Here is a 391-nt window from a genome sequence, read left to right as displayed (position 1 = left end):
CCTCAGCACCACGCGAGCCTCTTCGAGGATTTGCCCCTGGCGTCTGATGATGTTGCCAAGGATAGTTTCGAGCGCGCCACATCGAATGCTAGCGAGCAGCAGCTTGAAGTCCCGGAAGAACTTACCGAGGGCATGAGTCGTCGTCAAATTGATGGGAACGTGGAGACTGACGGCGAAGAACATGACGAGACAATGGGCCTCGATGTTACCAGCTCGGAAGCTGATGCACTGCTAAACGCGCAGATCGCTAAGGAGATGCATGCCCACACCGAAATCACTACGCAGATGTTGTCGAGCGACGCTTTTGTCGATGCGCCAATGGAACTCTCAACATCAGATGACATCGACGACGCCGAATTTGTTGATGCTTCGCCTGAGATCAGCTTTACAC

General features: G+C 53.7%; 1 protein-coding gene. It reads left to right on the top strand.

Annotated elements, in window-relative coordinates; translation table 11 throughout:
- Positions 1-391, top strand: a 391-nt coding sequence (locus D7X55_RS43995; protein ID WP_158626520.1) for a hypothetical protein, incomplete at both ends; no start/stop codon positions are given.

The organism is Corallococcus sp. AB049A, assembly GCF_003668885.1.
GTDB lineage: Bacteria > Myxococcota > Myxococcia > Myxococcales > Myxococcaceae > Corallococcus > Corallococcus interemptor.
Note: the sequence above shows the minus strand (reverse complement) of the source record. Positions and strands in the feature narration are given on the sequence as shown.